The organism is Caulobacter sp. GW821-FHT09H08 (assembly GCF_059415885.1).
In genome coordinates this window covers 246,352-265,988 of sequence record NZ_JBWKOC010000003.1, presented here as the reverse complement: position 1 = coordinate 265,988, position 19,637 = coordinate 246,352, and the positions used below count along the sequence as shown (strand labels likewise).

The window sequence follows — 19,637 nt, the reverse complement described above, 5'->3', positions numbered from 1 at the left end:
GAAACAACGTCACCTTGCCGCGCCGGTTCCGTCGGCGAGTCGACGCGGCGTTCTACCGGGGCGCGTTTCGCCCCATGACCAGGGCCGCGATATAGGCCTCCAGCAACCGCACCAGCTCGTCCTCCAGCCGCTGAGGATCCAGGGCCAGCTCGGTCTCGATCGTCGCCGCGCGCAGCAGGCCGATCACCGCGTGGGTCAGGACGAAGCCGGCCTCCGGCGACAGATCGAAGCCGAAGGCGGTCTTGCCGGCGATGGTGTCGAAGAAGATCAGGTGATGGCGCATCACCAGCTCTTCGTCGCCCTCCTGGGTCAGGGCGTCCAGCAGGGCCCTGCGCGTGGCGGGCGAGCCTTCGAAGGCCGTGGTCAGGGTGCGGACGATCATCCGGACCGCGCCGAGCTCGGGTCCCGCCATGACGATATCGGCGATGCGGTCGCGGGCCGCCGCCGCCCGGCGCTGGGCCAGGGCGGCCAGGATCGCCTGCTTGCCCTTGAAGTACTGATAGAGCGTACCGACGCTGACCCCGGCCCGCTCGGCGATGTGGTTGGTGGTCAGGGCCTCGACGCCGCCCTGCTCCAAAAGTTGAAAGGCCGCCTCGAGAATCGCCTCGACCGTCGCCTCGGAACGCGGCTGGCGCGGCGTTCGCCTCGTTTTTTCAGTCACTTGCCGCGTGGCCTCTGCGAAGCGCCGGCCTTGCGGGCAAGGCGAGTAGCGCGGAAGTCTAAGAGGCCTAACCTAGAACTCCAGACCGGGGCGCGTCACGGCTCCCGCTACGAGAGGTTTCAGATGAACGCCGCGCTGGAGAAGGTCCGGGCCAAGGTCGCCTCGCAGAAGACCGCCCTGCCCGCGCTGTATGGCGATGTCGACTTCGACCTCACGCCGGAGCGCTACACGGACGATCCGAAATCCAGCGTCGCGCCGCGTTTGGCGAAGAGCGGCCTCGATCCCGACAAGGTCGCCCTGATCCGCGCCTACACCATGCTGGGCGACGTCGTGTGCGACGCCTATGCGGCCCTGATGCCCAGGTACGGCTTTCGCCCGCTGATCGCCATGCTGACCAAGGCTTGTGACGAGGGGCTCGAGGCCGTGCCGGACGCGCCGCCGGAACTGGTCGCCTTCATCCGCGACATGGAGGCCACGCCCGCCTGGGTGGACATGGACCTGGTGCGCGAGGGCCAGCGCCTGGACCGCAACGCCGCCGCCAATCTGGGGCCGTTCGCGATCCGGGGCGCGTTCATCGCCACCTTCATGAACAAGTACGCCGCCCTGCCGATGGCCCTGACCGGGACCTTGTCGAACGACACCGCCGCCCGACGGGTCAACGAGACGGCGACCTTCTTCACCACCACCCTGCTGCCCGGTTCGCTGGAGCGTCACGGGGCGGGTTTCAAGGCCGCCGCCATGGTCCGGCTGATGCACTCGATGGTGCGGTTCAACGCCCTGAAGCGCTCGGATCAGTGGGATGTCGGCGTCTACGGCGTGCCGATCCCGCAGGTCGACCAGATGCCGGCCGGCCTGATCCCGATCTTCCTGATGAGCTACAAGATCGTCGCCACGGGCCGGACCGTGTTCACGGCCGAGGAGCGCGCCCGGGTCGAGTTGGCCCGCTACCGCTGCTTCCTGCTGGGCCTGCCCGAGGACCTGCTGGCCGACACGCCGCAAGGGGTGGTCGACACCATGAACGCCCGCAGCGCCACCCTGCGCGCCGGCTTCGACGACGCCACCTGCGGCGAGCTGGTCCGCGCCACGCTGAACGCCTACTTGCCGCCCGACGAAAGCCCGGAGAACCGCCTGTTCGACAAGGTCGAGCGCCGGTTTTCGAAAGTGTTCTTCCTGCGCAACTTCCTGAACGGCGACCGCGCCGCCGCCCGACGGATGGGTGTCGAGATCGGCCCGCGCGACTTCATGATGTTCGGCCTGATCGCCCTGATGGTGACCAGCAAGCTCCTGGCCTATCGCCTGGCGCGGAACGTCCCCGGCGTCGCCGACATCGCTGACCGCCGCCTGGTCGCCAAGCTGAAGCGCCAGCTGGCGCGCTACGGCCATGCGGAGTTCACCTCCGACGCGGAGAAGTACCGGCCGTCCGGCGGCGCCAAGCCTGTGGCGGCCTAGCGGCGCGCCAGCCACCATCGCCCGAAAGGACGGAGCAGCGGCCGCACCCAGGCCGGCGTCGCCCCGCGCAACCGCGTCGCCAGCGCCAGCTTGGAATTGGGCGGCGCGACCGGCTCGGGCGATGGCGCGCGCGAGGGGATCAGGCGCACCAGGGCCTCCTCGCTCGTCGCGCACAGGCAGATATTGGCGTCGGCCGTGATCCGGGCCAGGTCGTAGTTCATGTCGAGACCGCGCTGGGCGCTCTCGGGGAAGAAGCCGTTGATCGGCCCCAGGAATTCCACCGCGGGGAAGCCCGCATGCGCCAGGATCTCCAGCAGCTGGGCGCGGCTGTAGGGGCGCTCCAGGGTCTGGGTCTCCAGCATGACCTGCATGTAGTCGTCGCGGATCGGGCCCTGGCGGTTGTCGCTCTCGATGATCAGCACGACGCCGTCGGGCTTGAGCCCGCGCCGGATGTTCTCCAGCGCCGAGATCGGATCGACGAAGTGGTGCAGGCACGATTCCAGGATCGCCGCGTCGAACGTCCCGACCAGGCGCTCCGGCAGGACCTCGCGCTCCAGGTCGACAGTGTCGAACATCGCTTCCAGCGTCTCCGCCGGCAGGTCGAGGCATGGGTCGTCCGCCAGCCGCTTGCGGGCCAGGGCGACGAACTCCGACGAGATGTCCAGGCCCACCGTCCGGTAGCCGAGTCGCGTCAGCCAGTGCGACATCCAGCCCGGCCCGCTGGCCACGTCCAGCACGGCGGCGCCGCGCGGCAGCTTCAGCAGGTGGATCGTGTTGCTGAAGTGGCTGAGGTAGCTGACGATCTCGGCCAGGCTGCCGGCCGGGTCTTCCGGCGTGATCGCCGCCAGCGGCTTGGTGGCCACGAACTGTTCGATCTGTTCACGCGAATAGCGCTGGAAGAAGCCGTCCAGATACCGCCGCGCCCCTTCCGCCCAGTCGAAGTCCGGCAAGTCGGCGTTCACGTCCGCCAGGACGTCTTCTTTCGTGCGCATGATCCCGCTCCCCCCGGCGCTGGTCGTGACAGGGTAGCGAGTGTCGGCAGTCAGGGCGAGACACTTGCTCGATCGACGTGCGCGGTTAAACCTTCGGTGGAGCGGAGGTTGCAATGATGGTCGCCATCGACATGGTCCTGTCCGTCCGAGCCGGCGACCCGGAGGCGGCGCGATGAGACGCCGGGTCGCCCTCGCGGTCCTGGCCCTGCTCGCCTGGGTGACGGCCGCCGAGGCCCAGCTCGGCCGCACCTCGCCGTATGTGGTCAGGCGGGTCCAGGCCTCCCCCATGGGCAGCGAGGGCCAGACGACGCTGATCTTCGGGGTTTCGCCGACCTTTGGCGCCAAGCCGACCTTCTTCGTGGCCGAGCGACGCCTGAATGTCAGACGCGCGGCCGAGCAGCAGGCGTCGTACGACTGGGTGGACGGCCGCACATGTCCGGGCCTCGCCAACGTGATCGCCGAGATCGCCGACCTGCCCGCCGCGAAGCTGGCCTCGCCCAAGGGGCCACAGGCCGGCTGGCCGCCCTTCCATGTCGCGGTGACCTCGGTGTCGGGCCCGGCGGCCCCGACGCCCGACGGGGTGTTCAGCGTCAGGGTCAGCGACTGGGGCGGCCCGATCAGCCTGTGGTGGGTCCGGTCCGAGAAGCGCCTGGAGGCCTGCTGGAGCGCCACGCCACCCGCCGTCGCCGGCGCGCCGATCACGGGCTACATGGCAGCGCCGGAAGACGCCGAGCGCTGGGCCCGATAAGCCGGATCTAGGGTGTCTGCAGCGGCCAGACCTCGACGACGCCATGGCAGACCGCGCACGGCGACTTCGAGACCAGGTCGATCGCCTCGGCCAAGTCGGCGGCCTCGATGATGGCGAAGCCCGCGATAGGCAGGCCTGATGAGAGGAAGGGGCCGTCGGTCTTCTCGACACCGGCCATTTCGGGGTTGCGCACCTGCGTCGGCTGGCCGGCGACGCCGATCAGGGCGCCGCGTCGTTGCAGTTCGGCGTCCTGGGCATGGGCCGCGTCGCGCAGCGCCTGGGGCGTACGTTCGTAGCCTTCGCGGTCGCCGTATCCGATCGTGACGAAGTGGGGCATCGGATGGCCTCCTTTCAATCCGATTGCAAAACGCAATCAGTTGGGAGGCGGTTCCGATCCCTAGACCATCCCCACCGTCTTCAGACGGGCGCGGGGGTGGATCTCGTTCTGGCTCATCACCACGGTCTGGCCGCGGAAGCGCTCGATGATCGAACGGACATAGGGGCGGACGCCCGGGCTGGTCAGCAGCACTGGCGCTTCGCCGGCCAGGGCGGCGCGCTCGAAGCTGTCGCGGACGCCCCGGATGAAGTCCTGCAGGCGCGAGGGCGGCAGGGCCAGTTGCTTGTCGTCGCCGGGGCCGATCAGGGCTTCGGCGAAGGCCTGCTCCCAGTCGCCCGACAGGGTGATGATCGGCAGGGCGCCGTCGTCGCCACGATTGGCCCAGCAAAGCTGGCGGGCCAGGCGGGCGCGGACCTGCTCGACGAGCTGGGTGACCGAAGCGGTGTGCGGCGCGGCCTCGCCGATGCCTTCCAGGATCTGCGGCAGGTCGCGGATCGAGACCCGCTCCTTCAGCAGCGACTGCAGCACGCGCTGGACAGTGGCGGCGGTGGCCGTGCCCGGGATCAGGTCGTCGACCAGCTTCTTCTGCGATTCCGGCAGCTCCTTCAGGAGCTTCTGGACCTCGGCATAGGACAGCAGGTCGGCCATGTTCTCCTTGAGGATCTCGGTCAGGTGCGTGGTCAGCACCGTGGCCGGGTCGACGACCGTGTAGCCGCGGAAGGTGGCTTCCTCGCGCAGGTCGTCGGCGATCCAGGTCGCCGGCAGGCCGAAGGCGGGCTCGCGGACATGTTCGCCCGGCAGCTCGACCTGGCCGCCGCGCGGGTCCATGGCCATCAGGCTGCCCAGGCGCACTTCGCCGGCGCCGGCTTCCATTTCCTTGATGCGGATGGCGTAGCCCTGGTTGGCCAGGCGCATGTTGTCGAGGATTCGCACCGGCGGCATGACGAAGCCGAACTCACCGGCCAGGGTCTTGCGCAAGGCGCGGATCTGGTCGGTCAGCTTGCGGCCGTCCAGGTCGTTGATCAGGGTCAGCAGGCCGTAGCCCAGCTCGATCTTGACGTCGTCGATGGCCAGGGAGGCGCTGATCGGCTCCTCTTCCGCCTCGGCGGGCGCGGCGGCGTCCTCGAGCGCGGCAGGGTCTATGGGCTTTGGCTTCTTGGCGTCCTGGATCCGCTTGTAGGCGAGCGCGCCCGCGCCCAGCGACATGATCGCGAACGGGATGATCGGCATGCCCGGGATCAGGGCGATGACGCCCGACGAGGCCGAGACCATGCCCAGGCCGACCGGGTTCATGGCCAGCTGGGTCATCAGGGCCTTGTCGGCCGAGCCTTCGACGCCGGCCTTCGAGACGACCATACCGGCCGCGATCGAGATGATCAGGGCCGGGATCTGGCTGACCAGGCCGTCGCCGATGGTCATGATCGTATAGGACGCCGCGGCGTCGCCGATCGGGATCTTGTGCTGCACCACCCCGATGATGATGCCGCCGACGATGTTGATGCCGGTGATGATCAGGCCGGCGATCGCGTCGCCCTTCACGAACTTGCTGGCGCCGTCCATGGCGCCGAAGAACGTGCTTTCCTGTTCCAGCTCCTTGCGGCGGACCTTGGCCATCTCCTGGTCGATCAGGCCGGTCGACAGGTCGGCGTCGATCGCCATCTGCTTGCCGGGCATGGCGTCCAGGGTGAAGCGGGCCGCGACTTCGGCGATCCGGCCCGAACCCTTGGTGACGACCATGAAGTTCACCACCACCAGGATGATGAAGATGATCACCCCGATGACGAAGTTGCCCTGCATCATCAGGTGACCGAAGGCCTCGATGACCGCGCCGGCCCCGCCGGTGCCTTCCTGGCCGTGGCCGAGGATCAGGCGGGTCGAGGCGATGTTCAGGCCCAGGCGGTACAGGGTCGCGACCAGCAGGACGGTCGGGAACGACGTGAATTCCAGGGGCCGCTTGATCAGGATCGCCGTCATCAGGATCAGCACGGATCCGGTCAGCGACACCGACAGCAGCAGGTCCAGCAGGAAGGCCGGAACGGGCAGGATCAGCAGGACGATGATGCCGACAACGCCCAGGGCCAGGCCCATCTCGCCGCGCAGGAACCCGTCCAGCAGCGACTTGGCGCTGGGCATGGAACTCGCGGTCGGGGCGGCGGCGTCGGCCATTCTGAACCTTGAACCGTTGATGTCGTACGGACCTCGCTTGGAGCGATTTGCGGTCCGCCGCCATGTCCTTAACCAAAATTAGCCATGTTCGGAGCCTGACGGATGGTCGCGGCGCCGCGACACATCGTCCGAGAGAACAGGGTTAGATCAGGCTGCGGCGCCGACCCCGCCCTGCGGCGGCGGAACGGGGACGCCGGCGTCCGAATATTCCTTCAGCTTGTTGCGCAGCGTGCGGATCGAGATGCCCAGGATGTTGGCGGCGTGGGTGCGGTTGCCCAGGCAGTGCTCCAGGGTGTCGATGATCAGGTGCTGTTCGACTTCGGCCACGGTCGACCCCACGAAAGTACGGGAAACGGCGTCGGCGGCCATCTGGGCGCCACGGGCGACCTGGACGTCCGGAGCCGGCGCCAGTTGCTGGCCGTCCGGCAGGCGGATGGCGAATTCCTCGATCTCGACGCCGGTCGACAGCAGCACCGCTCGGTGCATGGCGTTTTCCAGCTCGCGGACGTTGCCCGGCCAGCGGTGGGCGATCAGGCGGCGCTTGGCCTCGGCCGAAATCGGCTTCTCCGGCACCCCGTTGGCGGCCGAGTACTTCTTCACGAAAAACTCGCACAGGCTGATCACGTCGCCCGGACGCTCGCGCAGCGGCGGCAGGCGCAGGTTCACGACGTTCAGGCGGTAGAGCAGGTCTTCGCGGAAGACGCCGTCCTTCACGGACTGAGCGAGGTCGCGGTTGGACGTGGCCAGGATGCGGATGTTGACCTTGACCGGCTTGGAGCCGCCGACGCGGTCGATCTCGCGCTCCTGGATGGCGCGCAGCAGCTTGGCTTGCAGGCGGACGTCCATTTCGCTGATTTCGTCCAGCAGCAGCGTACCGCCGTCGGCTTCCTCGAACTTGCCGATGCGGCGGGCCATGGCGCCGGTGAAGGCGCCCTTCTCGTGGCCGAACAGCTCGCTTTCCAGCAGGTTCTCGGGGATAGCGGCGCAGTTGACCGAGATGAACGGCGCCTTGGCCCGGCGGGACTTGCCGTGGACGTAGCGGGCCATGACCTCCTTACCCGAACCGCTTTCGCCGGTGATCAGGATCGAGGCTTCGGACGGGGCGACCTGGTCGGCCAGCTTGATCACCGACTCCATGGCCGGGTCGCGGACCACCATCGGCTTTTCGTCGTCGGTCACGGCGGCCAGGACGGCGGCGATCAGCTCGGCGTCCGGCGGCAGCGGGATGAATTCCTTGGCGCCAGCCTTGATGGCGGCGGCCGCGCGCATCGGATCGGCATCGACGCCGCAGGCCACCACCGGCACCCGCATCCGCTCGGCCTCGTTGGCCGCGATCAGCGCCGCGATGTCCAGCGAGTACTCGACCATCAGGAGGTCGGCGCCCTGCCCTGCGCGCAACGCATTGGTCGCTTGCTCCGTCGACTCGACGTGCGAGACCTTCGCCCCCGCGTTCATCGCCATTTTCACGGCGACCGAGAGCTGTCCGTTCAGTTTTCCGACGACCAGAAGACGCATTTCTTACACTCCCTCAGACCAGGGGGCCTTAGCCCTGGTCGCCGTCCTTGATGATTTCCGTCATGGTCACGCCCAGGCGCTCGTCGACGACGACGACCTCGCCCCGGGCGACCAGACGGTTGTTGACGTAGATGTCGATCGCCTCGCCGACCTTGCGGTCCAGCTCCAGGATCGAGCCTTGGCCCAGCTGCAGCAGCTGCGCGACCGACATGTTCGCGCGGCCCAGCACGGCCGAGATATTGACCGGTACGTCGAAGACCGGCGCCAGGTCGGAGGCGGTCTTGTCGCTCAGCTCGACCGGCATTTCGGAGGCGAGCATCGCGCCTCCGAATTCGTCCAGGGTCAGATTGTCTTCGGACATCTTCGGTCAGCCTTCTCAGGAGAACATGGGTTCGGCGTGGAGGCCTTCGGCGGCGATCGCCGCCTCCAGCGCCTCGGTGACGCGGTTGGCCGCGCCTTCCGGGTCGAAGGCCGCGCGGCCGTCGCCCCAGTCGAAAGTGAAGGCCGCGGGGGCCATGGCGCCGTCGGCGCGGGCGACGATCTGGCCCTGGTAGCCGATCTGGGCCGCCACGTGCTCCAGCGCGTTTTGCGTGCGTTCTTCCAGCTCCGGGGAGACCCGGACGAAGATGCGCGGTTGGGCCTCGACCTCGCGGGCCAGGGCCTCAAGGGCGGCCGCGACGGGCGCCTCGGGGAAATAGGTCAGGGCCGCGTCGGCGATCTTGCGGGCGCAGGCCAGGGCCAGCATCGCCGAGCCTTCGCGGTGCTCGTGGGCCAGGTGCAACAGGCCGCCGAAGGCTTGGTGCACGGCCTGGGCGACCTCGTTGAGGGCGTGGGCGGCTTCCTGCTCGGCGCGGGCCACGGCCGAGCGTTCGCCGTCCTGGAAGCCCTGCTGGCGCGCGGCCTCGACCTCCTCGGCGGTGAAGTGCTTCTTCACCTTGGGCGCGGTGTAGGCGACCCCGCCGCGGTCGTCGAAGACCGTGTCGAAGCCGAATTTGCGGTGAGGGGTGTCCATCATGATGCCATCCTCCTCAGTAGATCAGCTCGTCGTCGCCGCCGGAGCCGGCCAGCATGATCTCGCCCTTGGCGGCCAGATCCTTGGCGACCTGCACCATGCCCACCTGGGCGGCGTCGACGTCCTTCAGGCGCACGGGGCCCATGCTCTCCATGTCCTCGCGCATGATCTTGGCGGCGCGCTCCGACATGTTCGAGAAGAACAGGTCGCGCAGCTTGTCCGAGGCGCCCTTCAGGGCCAGGGCCAGCTGTTCCTTGCTGGTGGCGCGCAGCAGGGTCTGGATGCCGCCCGGATCCAGCTTCGAAAGGTCTTCGAACACGAACATCAGGGCGCGGATGCGTTCGGCCGCCTCGCGGTTGCGCTCTTCCAACGCGGCAATGAAGCGGGCTTCGGTCTGGCGATCGAAGTTGTTGAAGATCTCGGCCATCATCTCGTGGCTGTCGCGCTTGGACGTGCGCGCCAGGTTCGACATGAATTCGGTGCGCAGGGTCATCTCGATCTTGTCGAGGATCTCGCGTTGCACCGGCTCCATCCGCAGCATGCGGGTGACGCATTCCAGGGCGAAGTCTTCCGGCAGGCAGGCCAGCACGCGGGCGGCGTGGTCGGACTTCACCTTCGACAGCACGACGGCGACGGTCTGCGGGTATTCGTTCTTCAGGTAGTTGGCCAGAACGGCTTCGTTCACGTTGCCCAGCTTGTCCCACATGGTTCGACCCGCGGGACCGCGGATCTCTTCCATCAGGGCGTCGACCTTCTCCTGGGGCATGAACGACATCAGCAGGCGCTGGGTCTGTTCGTACGAACCCATGATCGCGCCGGTCGAGCTCATGCCCGAGACGAACTCGACCAGCAGCTCTTCGACGACGCTGGCCGAGATCGTGCCGAGGCCGGCCATGGCCTGGGAGACCTCCTTGATCTCCTCGTCGTCCAGGGCTTCCCAGATCTTGGTGTGGTCTTCACCGAGCGCGAGCAGAACGATCGCGGCCTTTTCCGGCCCCGAGAGGTTCTTGATATCGGTGACGGCGGCTTTCATGGCCATCAGGTCGACTCGTGCAGCCAGTTACGGAGAATGGCGACCGACTCGTCGGGGTGCTTTTCGACGAACTCGGAAACCCGCTTGATCGACGAGGCCTTAACCTGACCCTCGATCTTCGCGATGTCGATACGGGAGTCGATGTCGCTGCCGCTGCTGACCGGGCCGGCGATGGCGATCGGCTCGCCCGCCGCGTCGATCACGACCTGCTGCTGGGTGCCGTCCGACAGGGTGACCATGCGGGTCACCGTCGGGCCGCCCGGACCGGCCAGGGCCATCTGCGCCGGCGCGGGAGCCGACAGGTTCTTGATGAACGGACGGACCGCGAACAGCAGGATCAGCAGGGCCACCACGCCCAGGACGCCCAGTTCGGCGGCGCGCATGATGTCGTTCTTGTCGAAGCCCGACAGCAGGCCTTGCTTCTCCAGGCCCTGATCCTCGGGCTGCGGGAACTTGATGTTGGTGACCTTGACCTGGTCGCCGCGCTGGGCGTCGAAGCCCACGGCGGTCTTCACCAGCTCTTCGATCTGCGCGATCTCCTGGGCGGTGCGCGGGGTATAGGCGCCCGGCTTGCCGTCCTTGCCGGCGGGAGCGGTGATCCCGTCGATAGCCACGGCCACGGCGACCTTGCGGATCGTGCCCGGCTCGCGGACGGTCGTGGTGACCGACTTGGAGATCTCGTAATTGGTGACGCTCTCGTTCTGGTTCGAACGCGAGCCCAGTTGCTGGAAGCCATTGGCGCCCTGGCCGCCCGGCACATTGGCGGCCGCGGTGACGCCCGAGGTGTCGTCGTTCTTCGTTTCGCTGTTGCCGGCTTCGTTCGTGCTTTCCGAACGGATCACCTGGCCATCGGGATCGAACTTCTCTTCCTGGGTGGTGACGCGGTTCAGGTCCAGGTCGGCCGTGACGTTGACGCGCGCCTTGCCCGGGCCGAGGACGCCTTCGATCATGTCCTTGACGGTCTTGGCGATGCGGGCTTCGGCCTCGGTGCGGCGGTCCTGGGCTTCCTTGCCGGCCAGGCTTTCGTCCGACGGGGCCGACAGGGTCTTGCCGTGCTGGTCGATGACCGCGACCTTCTCGGCCTTCATGTTCGGGACCGACGAGGACACCAGGTTCTGGATGGCGTGGACCATGTCCGACGAGGGCTCGCGAGCGCCGACGCCGATCGTCACGGCGGCCGACGGTTGCTCGGCGTCTTCCTCGAACAGCTGGCGCTTGGGCAGCACCAGGTGAACGCGGACGCTGTTGACGCCCTGCATGGCCTTGATGGTGCGTTCCAGCTCGCCCTGCAGGGCGCGCTGACGGTTCAGCTGCTGCACGAAGTCGGTCTGACCCAGGGCGCTGCTGCCGTCGAAAATTTCGTAACCGATCGAGCCCGAGCTCACGAGGCCCTTGCCGGCGACCATCAGACGGGCGCTGGCGACCTTGTCGCGCGCCACCATGATCGTCGAGCCGTCGCCCTTGGCTTCATACTTGATGCCGGCCTGGTCGAGCGCCGCGGTGACTTCCGAGGCCTCTTTCAGGTCCAGGTTCGAATAAAGCAGCTCGTTGGGCTCTTTGCCCATGAACATGACGAGCGCCACCAGGACCGCGACCACACCGGCGCCAACGCCGAGCATCGCGGCCAACCGGCCCACGCCAAACTGCCTAATCGAAGCCAGAAAGCTTTCCACGAAGCCTCACCCCTGATCCCAACGCTCTTTTCGAGAGCGACCGGCGAACAAGCGAGAGCCGCCCGTCGGTAGGCAGGATTTACCCAGTACAAGGTAAACAGGGTGTTTATATTTGGCCCTCCGAGGGGCTGGCAGAGGCGCCAAAACGTCGCGGCCGCCCCCTTTCGGGAGCGGCCGCTGAACGTCTTCAAACCCTTGTAGCGCAAGGCTCGCGGGGCTTTTGGAGCGAGAGGGGGTGGTCACATTAACGCACCCCCGAAACACTCCACTGTCCGGTCTTAACGGTACTGCTGGATCCGAGTGGTCCGCAGGCCCGCCATGCCGTGCCGTTCGATCGACTGTTGCCAGCTGAGGAACTCATCGTTCGTCAGCTTGTAACGATCACACGCCTCATCGAGCGAGAGCAGACCCCCGCGGACGGCGGCGACGACCTCGGCCTTACGACGGATCACCCAACGCTGGGTTTCCGGCGGCGGCAAGTCGGAGAGAGTCAGAGGCGCGCCGGTCGGACCGATCACGTACTTCTCACCCCGGCTGTTCGTGCGCTGCTGCTGCAACATGGCTTTACGCCTTTCCCACAACCATCACTGTTGAAGGCCACTATAGGCGCCGCCTAATAACAGCGGCTTAATTCCAATAGTAAAGAAAGGCCTAAACAAGATGGCTCCCTAGCAGTCCATAGTGTCTCAGTGTGAAACACAAGAATTAAAGAGCGTTAATCCCTATGATTAGCGCTTAATATTCAAGAGCTCCTCAAGCATCTGATCGGCGGTCGTGATGATCTTCGACGAAGCCGAGTAAGCACGCTGGGTCGTGATCAGGCCCGTGAACTCCGTCGACAGGTCGACCGTCGAAGCTTCCAGGGTCGAAGGAGCCAGCGAACCTGCGCCGCCAGCGCCCGGAGCCTTCAGGCTGTAGGTGCCGCTTTCGTTGGTGACGCGGTAAGCATTGCCGTTGACACCCTTCAGGCCGTTGGGGTTCGAGAAGGTGGCGATGGCGACCTGGGCGATCTTGCGGGTCACGCCGTTGTCGAAGATGGCCGAGACGTAGCCGTCTTCATCCACTTCGATGTTGGTCAGGTTGCCGAAGGCCGTACCGTTGGTGTTGACCGACTGGACGACCGATTGGCTGTTGTACTGGGTCAGGCCGCCGGCGGCGCTGGCCAGGTCGATCTGGACGTCTTGGGTGTCGATGCCCAGGGCGTCGGCCCAGATCGGCGGCTGCGGCAGCTGCGGAGCGGGCAGCGGCGGCTGGACGACGAACGGCGTACCCGAGGCCTGGACCGTGATCGAGGTCGGGCTGGTGGTGCCGAACAGGCTGCCGGTGTTGGCCAGCTTGCCGTCGGTGGTGAAGGTGATCGTGCCCGTGCTGATCAGGCCGTTGGCGTTGGTGGCCAGGTCGCCCGGCTTGGCGCGCAGTTCGGCGTACCACTGGTTCGGGCCCGGAGCCTTCAGCAGCGAGACGGTGACGGTGCGCTGACCGCCCTTGGAGTCCGACAGCGGAATCTGGATCTCGAAGTCCGGCTTCACGCCCTTGGTGTTGTCCAGGGCGTAGTCCGACATCGACCAGGTGGCCGGGTCGTACAGCTTGCCGGCCTTTGCGTTACCGGCGTCCGTCGGGTCCGTCACCGTACCGCCGATGACGCCGATGGCGGACAGGTTGACCGTGTCGCCGGCCGCATTGATCCGCACCGTCGTCAGCGTACCGGTGGGGGTCGGCGAGCCCTTGTAGTCGAGAGTCGACGTCGCGATCACGCCGGTGCCCGGGTTGTAGCCGACGACGCCCGTGGCGACGACGACGCCGTTTTCCTTGATGTCGACCTGGTATTCATTGTTGCCCGAGGCGGCCGGATTGGCGACGCCCGTCGAGCTGAACACGACGTCGTAGTTGTGCGGCAGCGAGGGCGGCACGGCCGCCGAGGCCGAGTCCGGCACGTTGGTGAACGACGGGGTGGTGCCGCCGCCGACCTTGTACGACACGGCCGCGGCCACCGGCTGCTCCGAGCGCAGGTTGGCGTTGACGCCGACGCGGGTCGTCTTTTCGGCGGTGCCGCCGACGGTGCCGACGTTGATCGACGACAGCTGCATCAGGTCCGACGGGTCGGGCGTGATCGTGCCGGTGACCGGATCGGCCAGCCAGCCTTGCAGATAGAGGCCGGCGTCGTTGCGCAGGTAGCCCAGGCTGTCCAGCTGGTACGAACCGGCGCGGGTGAACGAGCGGGTGTCGGTGGCCGTCAGGCCTTCCGGCTTCTCGGTCGTGACGAAGAAGCCCGAACCCGAGATCGACAGGTCGAGGTTCGACGTCGTCGACTGCGTCAGGCCTTGCTGACTGATGAACTGGTGCGTCTGGGCCTTCACGCCGCCGGCGCTGTACGTCTGGTTCTTGCTGCCGGACGTGACCAGGGTCGAGAAGTTCGAGGTCGAGCGCTTGTAGCCGACCGTGTTGACGTTGGCGATGTTGTCCGAGATCGCGGCCAGGGCCGACGAGTTGGCGATCAGGCCGGAGACGCCGGCGAGCATGGCGCTGTTGATGCTCATGACTGAATTCCTGCTTCTAAATGGGGTTCGAAGGGTTCAGCGCTGTTTGCGTTTGGGTCCGAGGGAAGACCGTCTTCCGGGGACCGCGTCGGCGCCATTCTGGCGCCCGTTCGATAGGTGGATCAGGCGGCCTGGGCCGTCTGGGTGGGTGCGGAAGTGATGCCGATGACGCTGTCGACGGGGATGGCGACCCCATTGACGACGACCTGCGGTTGGCCGGTGGAGTTGTCGACCGCCGTGACCACGCCTTCGGTGCGGCCCTTGACGTTCGTCGCCTTGAGTTCCTTGCCGTCGCCGCCCTTGGCGATGACGTTGATGGTGTAGACGCCGCCGTCGGGCAGCTGGGCCCCGCTGTCGTCCTTGCCGTCCCAGGTGAGGGTGTGATCGCCGCTCTTCTGGTCGTCCGGCGTCAGGGTGCGGACCACCTTGCCGGCGGGGTTCTTGACTTCGACCGTCAGCGAGCTGGAAGCGCCCGGCTGCGTCCACGAGAAGGTGGCCTTGCCGTCCTTCAGCGTGGAGTTGGCGCTGGTGGCGGTGATCTGCTTGCCGATCATGTTGACGCCTTCCGACAGGCCGGTGCCGGTGTTCATGCCGACCAGGGCGGCCAGCAGGTCGTTGGTGACCAACTGTTGCTCGACGCCCGTCATCGACGTGATCTGCTGGGTCATCTGGGTCGTGTCGGTCGGCGACAGCGGATCCTGGTTCTTCAGCTGGGTGGTCAGCAGCTTCAGGAACGTCTGCTCGTTGTTGGCGAGCGACGTGCGCGAGTTGTTGATCTTGTCGAGGATGGACGAGGTGTTCTGCGACGAGACGGCGGTAGCCATGGCTCGGTCCTTCCTTAGATACGGATGTCCAAACCACTGTCCGCGACCGTTTTCAGGCCGGGCAGCAGTTCGGGGGTGATGGCGATCTCTTCCTCGCCGGTCAGGGTGGCCTGGAAAGCGCGGCCGGAGAAGGCGCGCTGACCTTGGTCGTTCCAGTCCTGGAAGGCGAAGAAGGGGTTCTGGTTCTGGCCGTTGTTCTGGCTGGAGACGTCGAAGGAGAGGCCGTTCTCGGAGACCGTGAAGCCGGCGTCGTTCAGGGCCTGGCGCAGTTCGTTGGCCTTGCCGCGCAGCTCTTGGGCGGCGTGGATGGTGTCGAACTTCATCGAGGCGGTCATGACGCCGTCACGGCCGATCTCGATGCGAACGTCGACCTTGCCCAGGCCGTCCGGCGTCAGGGCGACGTCGAAGCGGGTGGCCTTGTCGGCGCGCTTGAGGATCTCGGCCGACAGGGCGGCGACCGTCTCGGGCGAGCCGCGCACCGGCGCCGGGGCGGCGGCCTGGGCCTCGGCCTTGGCGGCCAGGGCCTGGACGGTCGGGGCCGGAGCGGCCAGGGCGTTGGTGTCGAGCGGGGCGACCGGCGCCTCGACCGAAGCGACGGTGATGGCGGCGGCGTCCGAACCCTTGGCGTCCGTGCTGGTCTCGTTCGAGCCCGAACCGGCGGCGACCGCGGTCACGGCCTGGGCGGTCTCGACGGCGACGGCGTCGGCGGCCTTGACCTCGGCGGCCAGCGGAGCCGGCGCGGCCTTGGGAGCCTCGGCGGTCTTGGCGGCGGGCTTGGCGTCCGAGGCGACAACTTCGGCGGCGACCTCGGCGACCGCTTCCGGCGCGACCGTTTCGGCGGCGACGGCGACGTCCGCGGCGGCATCAGCAGCGGCGGCGGCGACAGCGACGGCGACGGGCGCGGCTTCGGCGACCGGAGCAGCGACCGGAGTGGGCGCGGCCTGGGCGACAGGCGCGGCGACCGGAGCCGGGGCGGCGGCGGGCTGTTGAGCCACGGCGGCCTTGGGCGCTTCGGCCGGCTGGGCGGTGTCGGCGGTCTTGGTCTCGACGGCCTTCGGCGCGGCCGGAGCCTCGGCGACGACCGGCGCGGCCTCTTCCGTGGCCAGCTGGGCCAGGGCTTCCAGGGCCGAGGCGTCGATGGCCTGGCCTTCGGCGGCCGGGGCCTGGACGGTTTGAACGGCCGGTTGAGCGGCGACGATCGGGGCCGCTTGGGCCTGGACGGCGACTTGCGGCGCAAGGGCTTGCGTTTGGACGGGGGCCTGAACCGGGACCGGGATCGATTGGGCCTCGGCCGGCGCGGCTTCCGCCACCGGCGCGGCGACTGGAGCATCGGTCTTGAGCGATTGGGCGACCGGAACGGCCTCGGCGACCGGAGCGGTCGGCTCGGCGGCCAAGGGCTGGGCTTGGGTCTGGACCGTCGCCTGAGCTTGAACTTGCGCCTGAGCCTGCGTCAGGACCTCGACCGGCTGGGCCGTCGGGGCGACATCGGCGATCGGCGCGGCGTCGACGGCGACAGGCTCGGCGGCGACCGGAGCGGCTTCGACCGTTTCCACGGCGGCGGCGAAGGCAGCGGCCTGGTCGGCCGAAACGGCGACGGCGGCCGGCTCGACGGTCAGTTCGGCGTCGGCGACGACCTGGACCGGCGTTTGCACGGGGGCCGTCATGGCGGCGATCAGGGTGGCGGCGGCCTGAGCGGCGGCGTCCGTCGCATTGACCGTCTCGGCGGCCGGCTTGTCGCCTTGAGCGTCCGCATCGGCGTCGGCCTTGGCGGAAGCCTTGTCGTCGCCGTCGGTCGCGACCTTGTCGGTCGTGGCGTCGGTCTTGGTGTCCTTGGCCGCGTCGGCGCGATCGGCGCCCTGGGCGTCATCGGCCTTGTCGGCGGCCTTGTCAGCGCGAGCGGCGGCCTTGGCGTCGCTCTTGGCGTCAGCCTTGGCCGACTTGGCGGCGGCCCTGGTGTCACGGTCGTCGTCGCGGGCGTCGCTCTTGGACTCCGTACGCGAGGAGGCCTCGGTGCGAGAAGAGGATTGGGCGCGGGGCGCGGGCGCATCGTCGTTCTTGCCGGCGATGGCCAGCAGGGCGTCGAAGCCGTCGCTGGACGCCTTGGCGCCACCGGCCGGGGTCGGCGCGGCGGGGAGAGCGGCGGTGGATGCGGCGATCGCGGTCATTCGCAGTCGTTGCTCGGTTGATGCGGCGCTTCATGACGAATGCGCCCTGGTCGGGTCTTCCTAGAGCAACGGTCGGGCCAACTCGGAAATTCGCAGCAACCATTTGTTTTCATTGATTTTAATGGCTTGTTTACGAAGAAAAATCGGCCTTGTGCGGCGCTTTTTGCCGAGTCCTTCCGGTCGTTAAGGACGTGAGTTGCCGCGTCGGCGCGTCGCAAGGGCGCCCCTGGGCCAGTTGGCGCCGTCCTTGCGCATGGTCAGTTGTCGAATTTCCGACCGTCGGAACATATCGCCATGAATTTCAATGGCTTGGCTCATATCCGGGGCGTGACCTCCTCCCCCGCTCGGCAAGTTTCGCCGGGCAAGGGCGCGCTGTGCGTTGCGCGGTTTGCCGAGCTAGAAGGAGTCTCCGCATGTCGCTGAACGCGATCATGAACACGGCGACGTCCGGCATGATGGCCGCGCAGACGGGTCTGCGCGTCACGTCGGACAACATCGCCAACGTCAACACCAAGGGCTACGTCCGCAAGACGATCGCCCAGTCGAACCTGCTGTCCGGCGGCATGGGCGTCGGCGTCAATATCGACGCCATCAAGCGCGCCACCGACCGCTTCCTGCAGTCGGCCACCCTGAACGCCTCTTCGGACAGCGGGGCGGCTTCGGTCGTCGCCAGCACCCTGAACAGCGCCCAGCAGCTGTTCGGCGACCCCAGCGGCGAGACCAGCTTCTTCTCGACCCTCGACGACGTCTTCGCGGCCTTCTCCTCGGCCCAGGACGATCCGTCCTCCGTTCTGCTGCGCACCCAGGCGCTCACGCGCATGGACGACTTCCTCAGCGAGTCGAGCCGGATCACCTCGTCGCTGTCCAAGCTGGGCAAGGACGCCGACACCCGGATCTCGGCCGATGTCGAGCGCGTCAACGACCTGCTCAGCCAGATCGACGGCCTGAACACCGATATCACCCGCGCCCGCGTGGCTGGGGCCGACGCCACGGGCGCCGAGAACGTCCAGAGCGGCCTGGTCGACGAGCTCTCCAAGCTCATGAACGTCCAGATCTCGCCGCGCACCATGGGCGGCGTGGTCGTGCGCTCGACCGAAGGCCTGAACCTGGCCGGCGATGGCGCGGCCCGGGTCACCTACCAGACCTCGCCGACCGCCACGGGCTATCTGACCGTGCAGCTGGCCAATGGTTCGGTGATGCCCACGCCGCTGAACATCTCCAGCGGCGAGATCAAGGGCCTGCTGGATGTGCGCAACATCGAGCTGGTCAACCTGTCCGACCAGCTGGGCGAGTTCACGACCCGCGCGGCCGAGGAGATCAACCGGGCCGCCAACGCCGCCTCCTCGGTGCCCGCGCCTTCCATCATGACGGGCCGCAACACCGGCCTGGACTCGGAAGCGGCGGTCACCGGCTTTACCGGCAAGACGACCATCGCCCTGACCGACAGCAGCGGCGTCATCCAGCGGCGGATCGACATCGACTTCGACACCGGGACCATGTCCGTCAACGGCGCCGCGGGCCCGACCTTCAGCCCGGCCGACTTCGTCTCCAAGCTGAACACCGCCCTCGGCGGCCAAGGCACGGCCGGCTACTCGACCGGCGCCCTGACCCTGACCGGCAGCGGCGGCCTGGGCGTGGCCATCCAGGACGACGCGACCACGCCGTCGATCAAGGCCGGCAAGGGCTTCAGCCACTATTTCGGCCTGAACGACATCGTCCGCACGAACGGCTTCTCGCCCTACGAGACGGGCCTGCAGCCGGGCGATCCCAACGGCTTCACGTCCGGCGCCATGACCATCCGCCTGACCGACGTCGAAGGCGGCCGGATCCGCGACATTCTCGTGACCCCGCCGGTGGGCGGCAACATGCAGGACATGCTGGACGCCCTGAACTCGCGCGCCTCGGGCGTTGGCCTCTACGGCCAGTTCTCGATGAACGGCAAGGGCCAGATCAGCTTCGCGTCGAACAGCACCACGCCGGTGACCATGTCGGTCGTGGCCGACACCACCGAACGCGGCGTCGGCGGCCCCTCGGCCAGCCAACTCTTCGGCATCGGCCCGGCCGAGCGCAGCACCCGCGGCGAGAAGTTCTTCGTCAACAAGGCGATGGACCAGGACCCCAAGCTGCTGCCCTTCGCCAAGCTGGACCTGGCCCAGACGGTCGGCGGCCTGCCGGCGCTGGCCATCGGCGACGGTCGCGGCGCCCTGGCCCTGGCCAAGGCCAGCGAGAACACCACCAGCTTCTCGGCCGCCGGCGACGCCTCGGCCGTCAGCATGAGCATTTCGCGCTACGCCTCCGACTTTGGCGGCTCGATCGGCCGCAAGGCCAACACCGCTGAAAGCCGCAAGGACGCCGCCGAAGCGGTGACCAGCGAAGTCAGCGCCCAACGTCAGTCCGAAGAGGGCGTGAACCTCGACGAAGAACTGATCAACCTGACCACCTACCAACAAGCCTTCAACGCCTCGGCCCGCCTGATCCAGGCGACCAAGGACATGTTCGACGTGCTCGTCGGAATTATGGGGTAA

General features: G+C 67.6%; 16 protein-coding genes. 3 read left to right on the top strand and 13 right to left on the bottom strand.

Going from position 1 to position 19,637, the window contains the following annotated elements; genetic code table 11:
• Positions 1-52: 52 nt before the first annotated feature.
• A complete protein-coding gene (locus tag AC07NN_RS11025) occupies positions 53-661 on the bottom strand; it encodes a TetR/AcrR family transcriptional regulator (RefSeq protein WP_494640619.1) in 609 nt (202 codons plus the stop codon).
• 123 nt (positions 662-784) lie between these two features.
• Between AC07NN_RS11025 and AC07NN_RS11020 the strand changes: the two genes are divergently transcribed.
• On the top strand, positions 785-2,110 hold the full coding sequence (locus AC07NN_RS11020) for an oxygenase MpaB family protein (protein ID WP_494640617.1): 1,326 nt from the start codon (positions 785-787) through the stop codon (positions 2,108-2,110).
• Here the strand turns inward: AC07NN_RS11020 and AC07NN_RS11015 are convergent.
• The gene (locus AC07NN_RS11015) at positions 2,107-3,102 is read right to left on the bottom strand and encodes a class I SAM-dependent methyltransferase (protein ID WP_494640615.1); all 996 of its coding nucleotides are present in this window, start codon (positions 3,100-3,102) and stop codon (positions 2,107-2,109) included. The two genes, AC07NN_RS11020 and AC07NN_RS11015, sit on opposite strands and share 4 nt — an antisense overlap.
• 172 nt (positions 3,103-3,274) lie before the next feature.
• Here AC07NN_RS11015 and AC07NN_RS11010 point away from each other — a divergent pair, with 172 nt between their 5' ends.
• Entirely contained in the window at positions 3,275-3,850 is a 576-nt protein-coding gene (locus AC07NN_RS11010; RefSeq protein ID WP_494640613.1) for a hypothetical protein, read from the top strand.
• A 7-nt stretch (positions 3,851-3,857) separates the two neighbouring features.
• Here the strand turns inward: AC07NN_RS11010 and AC07NN_RS11005 are convergent, their stop codons facing one another.
• The 11 genes from AC07NN_RS11005 to AC07NN_RS10955 form a co-directional block, all read right to left on the bottom strand.
• A complete protein-coding gene (locus AC07NN_RS11005; RefSeq protein WP_494640611.1) occupies positions 3,858-4,187 on the bottom strand; it encodes a YciI family protein in 330 nt (109 codons plus the stop codon).
• A gap of 60 nt (positions 4,188-4,247) precedes the next feature.
• Positions 4,248-6,353: a flagellar biosynthesis protein FlhA gene (flhA, locus tag AC07NN_RS11000; protein ID WP_494640609.1), complete on the bottom strand. Its 2,106-nt coding sequence runs from the start codon at positions 6,351-6,353 to the stop codon at positions 4,248-4,250.
• 147 nt (positions 6,354-6,500) lie between these two features.
• On the bottom strand, positions 6,501-7,868 hold the full coding sequence (flbD, locus tag AC07NN_RS10995; protein ID WP_494640607.1) for a sigma-54-dependent transcriptional regulator FlbD: 1,368 nt from the start codon (positions 7,866-7,868) through the stop codon (positions 6,501-6,503).
• Positions 7,869-7,896: 28 nt separating this feature from the next.
• Positions 7,897-8,229, bottom strand: coding sequence for a flagellar motor switch protein FliN (fliN, locus tag AC07NN_RS10990; protein WP_494640605.1), 333 nt, complete (start codon positions 8,227-8,229; stop codon positions 7,897-7,899).
• Positions 8,230-8,244: 15 nt separating this feature from the next.
• Positions 8,245-8,883 (bottom strand): FliH/SctL family protein, encoded by a 639-nt coding sequence (locus AC07NN_RS10985; protein ID WP_494640603.1) that lies wholly within the window; start codon positions 8,881-8,883, stop codon positions 8,245-8,247.
• A gap of 13 nt (positions 8,884-8,896) precedes the next feature.
• Positions 8,897-9,919, bottom strand: a complete 1,023-nt coding sequence (gene fliG / locus AC07NN_RS10980) for a flagellar motor switch protein FliG (RefSeq protein ID WP_494640601.1) — start codon at positions 9,917-9,919, stop codon at positions 8,897-8,899.
• Positions 9,919-11,586, bottom strand: coding sequence for a flagellar basal-body MS-ring/collar protein FliF (gene fliF / locus AC07NN_RS10975; RefSeq protein ID WP_494640598.1), 1,668 nt, complete (start codon positions 11,584-11,586; stop codon positions 9,919-9,921). Before fliF ends, fliG begins: the two co-directional genes overlap by 1 nt.
• A gap of 278 nt (positions 11,587-11,864) precedes the next feature.
• Complete coding sequence (sciP, locus tag AC07NN_RS10970) at positions 11,865-12,146, bottom strand: CtrA inhibitor SciP (RefSeq protein ID WP_492861463.1); 282 nt, start codon at positions 12,144-12,146, stop codon at positions 11,865-11,867.
• A 168-nt stretch (positions 12,147-12,314) separates the two neighbouring features.
• Complete coding sequence (gene flgE / locus AC07NN_RS10965) at positions 12,315-14,123, bottom strand: flagellar hook protein FlgE (protein WP_494640596.1); 1,809 nt, start codon at positions 14,121-14,123, stop codon at positions 12,315-12,317.
• 122 nt (positions 14,124-14,245) lie between these two features.
• Positions 14,246-14,947, bottom strand: a complete 702-nt coding sequence (locus AC07NN_RS10960; protein WP_494640594.1) for a flagellar hook assembly protein FlgD — start codon at positions 14,945-14,947, stop codon at positions 14,246-14,248.
• 14 nt (positions 14,948-14,961) lie between these two features.
• Positions 14,962-17,112, bottom strand: coding sequence for a flagellar hook-length control protein FliK (locus AC07NN_RS10955; protein ID WP_494640592.1), 2,151 nt, complete (start codon positions 17,110-17,112; stop codon positions 14,962-14,964).
• A 413-nt stretch (positions 17,113-17,525) separates the two neighbouring features.
• On the opposite strand from AC07NN_RS10955, the gene flgK reads away from it, so the two are divergent.
• A complete protein-coding gene (gene flgK, locus AC07NN_RS10950; protein ID WP_494640590.1) occupies positions 17,526-19,637 on the top strand; it encodes a flagellar hook-associated protein FlgK in 2,112 nt (703 codons plus the stop codon).